The sequence below is a fragment of the Corynebacterium sp. genome, assembly GCF_043426755.1.
Classification (GTDB): Bacteria; Actinomycetota; Actinomycetes; order Mycobacteriales; family Mycobacteriaceae; genus Corynebacterium.
On record NZ_JBHWRP010000069.1, the window covers coordinates 1 to 7,384 of the forward strand.

At 59.7% G+C, this 7,384-nt stretch carries 7 protein-coding genes and 1 tRNA gene; 5 read left to right on the forward strand and 3 right to left on the reverse strand.

Annotation, left to right across the window (positions count from 1 at the left end):
- Together ACHFGA_RS06750 and ACHFGA_RS06755 are read right to left on the reverse strand one after the other, a co-directional pair.
- The coding region (locus ACHFGA_RS06750; RefSeq protein ID WP_394281646.1) for an MsnO8 family LLM class oxidoreductase at window positions 1-485 on the reverse strand (485 nt) is incomplete at its 3' end.
- On the reverse strand, window positions 486-1,658 hold the full coding sequence (locus ACHFGA_RS06755; protein WP_394281647.1) for an Ig-like domain-containing protein: 1,173 nt from the start codon (window positions 1,656-1,658) through the stop codon (window positions 486-488). It abuts the gene before it with no gap.
- Window positions 1,659-1,907: 249 nt separating this feature from the next.
- Here ACHFGA_RS06755 and ACHFGA_RS06760 point away from each other — a divergent pair.
- Window positions 1,908-1,980 (forward strand) — tRNA-Lys (locus ACHFGA_RS06760).
- A 60-nt stretch (window positions 1,981-2,040) separates the two neighbouring features.
- Here the strand turns inward: ACHFGA_RS06760 and ACHFGA_RS06765 are convergent.
- The gene (locus ACHFGA_RS06765; protein ID WP_394281648.1) at window positions 2,041-2,661 is read right to left on the reverse strand and encodes a hypothetical protein; all 621 of its coding nucleotides are present in this window, start codon (window positions 2,659-2,661) and stop codon (window positions 2,041-2,043) included.
- A gap of 166 nt (window positions 2,662-2,827) precedes the next feature.
- Between ACHFGA_RS06765 and ACHFGA_RS06770 the strand changes: the two genes are divergently transcribed.
- From ACHFGA_RS06770 to ACHFGA_RS06785, 4 genes are all read left to right on the forward strand, one after another.
- The gene (locus ACHFGA_RS06770) at window positions 2,828-3,907 is read left to right on the forward strand and encodes a LacI family DNA-binding transcriptional regulator (RefSeq protein WP_018582205.1); all 1,080 of its coding nucleotides are present in this window, start codon (window positions 2,828-2,830) and stop codon (window positions 3,905-3,907) included.
- A gap of 75 nt (window positions 3,908-3,982) precedes the next feature.
- Window positions 3,983-5,389, forward strand: a complete 1,407-nt coding sequence (uxaC, locus tag ACHFGA_RS06775) for a glucuronate isomerase (RefSeq protein ID WP_394281649.1) — start codon at window positions 3,983-3,985, stop codon at window positions 5,387-5,389.
- On the forward strand, window positions 5,386-6,744 hold the full coding sequence (locus ACHFGA_RS06780; RefSeq protein WP_394281650.1) for a mannitol dehydrogenase family protein: 1,359 nt from the start codon (window positions 5,386-5,388) through the stop codon (window positions 6,742-6,744). The genes uxaC and ACHFGA_RS06780 overlap by 4 nt, the downstream gene beginning before the upstream one ends.
- Before the next feature lie 86 nt (window positions 6,745-6,830).
- A partial coding sequence (locus ACHFGA_RS06785; RefSeq protein WP_394281651.1) for an MFS transporter occupies window positions 6,831-7,384 on the forward strand: 554 nt, incomplete at its 3' end.

Here is a 7,384-nt window from a genome sequence, read left to right on the forward strand (position 1 = left end):
AGCCACACCGGCGTCGCACCGGCGTTGGCAGGGCGCGCAGTGATCGCGGCCTCGCCGCGCAAGTAATCAAGCAGCTCCTCCACCTCGGAAGGAAAGGCCGCTTTCAGCTCCGTGGGATCGCCCTGGCGCAAAGCGTCGCGCACCGGCTGCGTAAAACCCACCGAATTCCCAATCCCGGCATCGATCCGGCCCGGGAATAGTGCCTCCAGCACCCCGATCTGCTCAGCAGCCACAAGCGGCTGGTGCGCAGGCAGCATAATCCCGCCTGTACCCACGCGTATCGACGAGGTCTCCCCCGCAACGGCCGCCACCAGAACCGTCGGGGCGGATCCTGGAATCCCCGGCACCCCGTGGTGCTCCGCCACAAAGAAGCGGGCGAAACCGAGCTCTTCTACGTGGCGGGCGTGGTCGAGTGTTCGTCTTAAAGCGTCTGCGTCAGAATCGCCAACAATAGATTGGGCACGGTCGAGGATTGAAAACTGCATCTAGGATGCGGAACCTGTGTCCGCGTTGCCTTCCTTCCAGGTGTCCCAATCAATATTCCAGTAGCCCAGGCCATCCCAGCCCGGCAGCGTATCTGCCGTCGTGTTCTTCACGGTGATTGGGTCTCCGCGCTTGAACATCTGCTGGATCCAGGCAGCATCGTCGACAGTCATATTAATGCAGCCGTGGGATTGGTTGTAGCTACCCAGCGCACCTACCGCCCATGGCGCGCCGTGAATGTAGATGCCGGAGTAGCTCATCTGCGTTGCATACTTCACCGGGGTGACATAGCCGCCCTCCTCGATGGAGTAACCGAAGGTGGAGGAATCCATCACCAGGGACTCGTGTTCATCGCCGACGACGTAGATGCCGTTCGGTGTTGCCCAACGCCCGCCGTCACGGCCGAGCGATACGGGGATTTCACGGACTACCTCGTCGTTTTCGTACACGGTCATGGTCTTGGTCTTGTCGTCGACCACGCCCCGGACATCGCTTCCCACGGTGAAGCTGGTGGCGTTGTCGTCAGAGCCGTACAGGCCCTCGCCCATATCAAGACCGTAAATATCGGCATTCACGGTGACCTCGGTGCCCGGCTCCCAGAACTCAGCTGGGCGCCAGCGCAACTCATAGGGGTCAATCCAGTAGAAGCCGCCCTTAGTGTCATTCGAGGTTTCCACGGTGATCGCATCCTCGACGGCCTCGCGATCATTCGGCGCCGTGGCGAAGCGGAACGTGACGGCCTGGCCCACACCCACGGTCGAGCCTTCCAGCGGGCCCAAGGCAACGCCTGTGGTCGCACTCGGAGTGGAGGTGGAGAAGGTGATGGTCTCTGTTTCTCCATCCTTGTCCGTGGCTTCAAGGGTGTAAACGCGGTTGTAGCCCAACACCTCGGCGGTGGTCCACTCTTTACCGTCGTCGCTCAGCTCAGACTCGACTACCTTGCCGTTCTCATTAGTCATCTCCACCGATTCCAGCCCCACGTTGGACGATACGGTGACTGGTTCCGATGGGTCGACGTCTTCGGCCCCATCTTTCACAGAAAAAGCTGGTGGCGCAGGTTCGGTGTTTTCCGGTGCCTCGGCTGTTGCCGCCGCTGCGTCGGAAGAGCGGCTGGACGTGTCAATAGTGCAGGATGAAATCCCAGCCCCCACAACTGCCACCAGCGCCAAAGCCACATATTTCTTTGTACGGAGGAAATTTCTCACAGGTACCCTTATATAATGCAGTTCTGCTCCTGAAGTACGCGACTGATCCCTTATCGCGACATGTTCACAACATCTTAAAGCCTACTGTGGAAAGAATCCACATCGACGCAGGTTTATCTCCTGTTCACTTTGAGCCTCGATTTTAGGCCTTTGAGCTGGCGATTTTACGTTACACAACAATCGGTGTTATATTTTTCTTCGTTGCCAACACAGCAGCACGCGCCATTAGCTCAGATGGTAGAGCAACTGACTCTTAATCAGTGGGTCCGGGGTTCGATCCCCTGATGGCGCACAATAGGAACAGTCCCCGGCTTGGATTACCAAGCCGGGGACTGTTTCGTTTCCCCCTCACCTACTCCGTGAAGCGTTCCACCTGCGCGTCGAAGACGGCAGCCACGGTAGGCTCCGTAAACCCCATCGATCCGACGACAACAGCGTGGTTACCAACCACCTGGTGCATCACCACCATCGTCGTCATCTCTCCCCAGCGGGAGCGGGATTCGACCACCATGCCGGTGACATCGGGGCCCGCATCGGTGAGCTGGTCCACGGTATATTCCATGCCGGTACCTTCGTGGACGATGGGTTCCGGACAATACGCCAGAATGTCGCTATAGAGACGCGTAACAGGTACGGCCTCCGGATCGTCGACAGAGTAGATGCCCGTGGCGATTCGATCGTTATCCGATACGAATACTTTGGACGCCGCCCCTACTGTCTGGATGCGCGTATCCAAGCCTTCCTGGATGACCTCCGCGCAGTTGGTCTTCCCGACGACAGGCAACATGGCCATACCTGGCTGGATAAGGTCACCATCCGACCAGACTTCACTGTCGCTCGCAATACCTGTGATGGTGAGATCCTCGGCGGGCAGCAAGAATTGCGTCAGTTCTTCCCCACTTTTCGGCGGAGCGCTTTCTGTCGACGAGCAAGCCGCAAGCCCGACAGTTGTCAGCACACAGAGTGTGACCATGCCACGACGCAGTGTGGAACTAATATGTGCAGGCATGATGGCTGCCTTTCTCGCTTTCTTTGGAGGCGTTCACTGTTAGCGTAGCCCCTCCGCCGGCTACGATTTACATAAGTCTGCACAAGTTTGGATCAAGTGGGTCCGCGTTTGAGCGACTAGTGTAGGAGCCATGGCCCACAAGCCGGGATCTTCTGTCACTATTTACGATATCGCTGAGGCAGCAGGCGTAAGCCCCTCAACGGTATCGCGCGCTTTTTCACGCCCAGATCGCGTCAGTTTCAACACTGCTGAAAAGATCCGCACCATCGCGGAGGAATTGGGCTATCGCACCAAGCTGGAAACGCGTAACTCGGTGCGCACCACGAAAGACGTGATCGGCTTTGTCGCCGCGGACCTAAGCAATCCGTTTTTCGTCGAGGTGCTGCGCGGAGCCTCTCACGCAGGGTGGGTTCAAGACGTATGGATTCATGCCAGCGACGTGCAGGAATCTCAGGAAAAGTCACGTGCGGCCGTCGATAAGCTCATGGGACATGTTGACGGACTACTGCTGGCGTCCGCGCGGCTGAGCAATTCGGAGATCCAGAAGATCGCCCGCACGGTCCCCACCGTGGTGATCAACCGACCAGTCAACGGGGTTCCCAGCGTGCTCGTCGACAGTTATGACGGCTCGATCCGCCTGGCCGCCCACCTTGCCGACCAGGGCGCGCGCACCGTCACCTACCTGTCGTGGCCGGAGGAATCCTGGATGGATTCCGTCCGCTGGCGCGGCTTGCGCGAGGCCACCGGCAGCGCTGCGGGCGACGAATCCCCGCTGTTTACCAGACATATCCCGCTTTCCGACGAGCGCCTGAACGCTGTAGCGCAAATGAGCGTGTCCAAAATTACTCTCGGGGCGCCGACGGCCCAGGGCGGACGGCGCGCCTTCATCGAGTGGAAGAAACATCCGACTGACGCCGTGGTGTGCTTCAACGACATGGTTGCTGTGGGCTTTTTGCATCAGGCGGCCCGTGAGGGGGTGCGAATTCCGGACGATGTTCTGGTAGCTGGTTTCGACAACAACGATGCGGCGCAGCTCGTCTCCCCTAGCTTGACGTCAGTCGCTGGTCCTCTCCGCGCGGTGGGCCGGGTTGCGGCAGCGAACTTGATCGCATTGGTGCAGGGAATTAAGAAGCCGATGGCGAAACCACGCGTTCTGCCCACGCGGTTAATTGTGCGCGAGTCCACGGCGGTGAAGAAAACTCGCCCCTAATTCGTTTAGTCAAAAGTTGGTGCAACTTCCGGCAACTTCTTGCAATGTGACCTATCTCTAACAGACAATAATCTTATGAGTAACTCACATGCATCACACCCCGACCGCCTCCTTCCGGCCGATCCGGGCACGCGTGATATCGCACGCCGCCTCTTGGCCCACGTAGAGGACCTTCCGATCATTTCCCCGCACGGACACCTGGATCCACAGATGTTCGTCGACGACGAGCCGTTTGCTAACCCCACCAAACTGCTCATCTCCCCTGACCACTACCTCACCCGCGTGCTGCACTCCGCAGGCTACGAGCTCTCCGAGCTCGGCGTCGGTGGGCATGAGTGCGATCCACGCGAGGCTTGGCGCATCTTCTGCTCCAACTGGCCGCTGTACACCGGTACCGCCACCGGCTACTGGGTAGAGCAGGAATTTGAGCACGTCTTCGGAATCAACCCTGACCGTATCTCCGGCGAGAATGCCGATGAACTGTACGACGAGCTCGATGAGATCCTGAAGCGCCCGGACTTCCGCCCGCGCGCACTGGCAGACTCCTTTAACCTCGAGGTCCTGGCTACCACCGACGACCCATTGGATGACCTGGCAGCACACAAGGCACTTGCCGACGATGCTTCCTTCACCCCACGCGTCCTGCCAACCTTCCGCCCAGACGCCTACACGAAGTTCTACAACGCCAACTTCGCAGACAACGTCGAAAAGCTGATTGACCTGCACGGCAATGGCAAGACCGGCTATGAAGGCTACCTCGAAGCAATGCGCGATCGTCGTCAGTTCTTCAAGGACGCCGGCGGCACCTCCACCGACCATGGCACCCACAATGCGGAGACCACTCCACTGGATGCCGATGAAGCACAGCGCCTGTTTGACAAGGGACGCGACGGCTCCTGGACCCGCGAGGAAGCCCAGGCCTTCGAGGCGAACATGACCTTCCGCATGGCGGAGATGGCCCAAGACGACGGCCTGGTCATGACCTTGCACCCAGGCTCCTACCGCAACCACTCCACCTCTTCCTTCGAGAAGTACGGTGCGGACGTCGGCCACGACATCCCATTCCAGATGGAGTTCACCAACGCCCTGCAACCGCTGCTGAGCACCTTCGGCGAGAACAAGGACTTCAACTTCGTCATCTTCACGATGGACGAGACCACCTTCTCCCGCGAGATCGCTCCACTGGCCGGCTACTACCCGTCCGTCTACGCGGGCGCGCCATGGTGGTTCATCGACGAGATCGACGCCATGAACCGCTTCCGCCAGTACACCACCGGCACCACCGGCTTCAGCCGCTACTCCGGTTTCATCGATGACACTCGTGCATACTGCTCTATCCCGGCGCGCCACAACACTTCGCGTCGCGTAGAGGCAAACTACCTTGCTCGCCTGGTGGCGGAGCACCGCATCACGGAGGACCGCGCTGCCGAAATCATCGTTGACCTGATCGACGCTTCCCCAAGGAGGGTATTCAAGCTATGACCCAGAAACTCAACCGCACGAACTATGACGCACCTGCCGCACCAGTCCGCCTGGTCCACTTAGGCCTCGGCGCTTTCCACCGCGCCCACCAGGTCTGGTACACGCAGAAGGCTGATCCGAGCTGGGGCTACTGCTCCTTTACCGGGCGCTCCGCCCGCATGTCGGACACGCTCGCGCCGCAGGATGGCCTGTACACGCTGGTCACTCGCTCCGGCGAGGGCGATTCGCCTGAGGTGATTTCTTCGTTGGTGGAGGCACAGCCTGCTTTCAACCTGGCACGTCTGAAGGAATTGCTTGCCGACGAGAACGTGGCCGTGGTGACCCTGACCATCACCGAGGCCGGATACCACCTGGCTGAAGATGGCAGCCTGGACACCACCGACACCGATGTCGTCCACGACGTCGAAGCACTGCGGGCGGGTAACCCGGAGGAGCTGAAGACGGCAACAGGCCGCATCGTGGAAGGCCTGAAGGCTCGTAAGGAAGCCGGTAACGGCGGCATGGCGATCATGAGCTGTGACAACGTTGCCGACAACGGCCCGCTGACCAAGGCTGCCGTGATTGGCATGGCCCAGGCGGCGGACGAGGAGTTGGCGGGCTGGATTGAGCAGAACGTGGCCTTCCCGTCTACCTCGATCGACCGCATCACCCCTGCCACGACCGACGAGCTCATCGCCGACGTGGCGGAGGCAACCGGTTATGAGGACGCCTCCCCCGTTGTCACCGAACCTTTTGCTTCGTGGGTCATCGAGGGCGAGTTCCCTGCGGGCCGTCCCGAGTGGGAGAAGGCCGGCGTGCTTTTCGTCGACGACATCGAGCAGTTTGAACGCCGCAAGCTGTGGTTGCTCAACGGTTCGCACTCCTTGATGGCGTACTACGCCCAACTCAAGGGGCACGAGACTGTGGCGGACGCAATTAACGACGATGACGTGCGCGCCAAGGTCGAAGCACTGTGGGACGAAGCGGCCAACCACCTGACGGCCGAGGGCTTGGATGTTCCTGGCTACCGCAAGGATTTGATCGAGCGTTTCGAAAATCCACGGATCCGCCACAACTTGGCCCAAATCGCGATCGATGGTGGCACGAAGCAACGTATGCGCGCTGTGCCCATCATGAAGTCCGAGCTGGAGGCTGGCCGTGACGGTTCCGCCGCCGCGTTGTCTATCGCGGCGTGGATCGAATACGTGCTGCGTGCCGACGAGATCCAGGACGCGCGTGCCGACGAGTTGGACGCCGCGCGTAAGGCTGAGGATCCTGTCAAGGCTCTGGTCGCCGCACTGGATGAGGAGCTCGCCTCAAACGAGGACGCTCTTGAGCGCATCCGCGGGCTGCATGACGAGGTTAAGGCCCTCTAAGTGCTGCTCTGAGCTGGCACTGATTTGGTGCCAGCTCCGCATTAATCTTCATTTCAATTAATTTTGGTCATGATAGGAGTTCACCTATGACCACCCAAACAAAGGCGCAATCAGCGCCTCCGTCTACGGCAAAATTGCCGAACCATAGAGTTCTTACCTATACCTTTGGTGACGTTGCAAACAACCTCACCTTCATGATGACCTCGATGTTCCTCATGGTGTACATGACGGACATCGCGGGTCTATCCGCTGGCGTTGCCGGCATGATTTACGGTGTCACCAAGATTTGGGCCGGTGTGTCCGACCTGATCGCTGGTCAAACTGTTGACCGCGCTGACACGCGTTGGGGGCGCCTGCGCCCTTGGATCCTCTGGATCTCCCCATTCCTGGTCGTCATCTTCGTCTTGCTGTTCTCCACGCCTGCTGGCCTGCCGATGGCGGGCACTATCGCCTGGATCTTCCTGCTCGACGCTGCGTACCAGCTGTGTTATTCCTTCGTGAATATCCCGTACGGCTCCCTGTCTGCGGCGATGACGCAGGACCCGGTCGACCGTTCCAAGCTGTCGGGCGCGCGTTCGATTGCGTCCTCGCTGACCACAGTGGCCCTGTCGGCTGTTGTGGCACCACAGTTCGAGGACAC

Excerpts from the sequence above, each read along its gene's own strand:
- ACHFGA_RS06770 (WP_018582205.1), top strand. The coding sequence starts at position 2,828 with ATGGCCCACAAGCCGGGATCTTCTGTCACTATTTACGATATCGCTGAG.
- ACHFGA_RS06765 (WP_394281648.1), bottom strand. The coding sequence starts at position 2,661 with ATGGTCACACTCTGTGTGCTGACAACTGTCGGGCTTGCGGCTTGCTCG.
- ACHFGA_RS06780 (WP_394281650.1), top strand. The coding sequence starts at position 5,386 with ATGACCCAGAAACTCAACCGCACGAACTATGACGCACCTGCCGCACCA.
- uxaC (WP_394281649.1), top strand. The coding sequence starts at position 3,983 with ATGAGTAACTCACATGCATCACACCCCGACCGCCTCCTTCCGGCCGAT.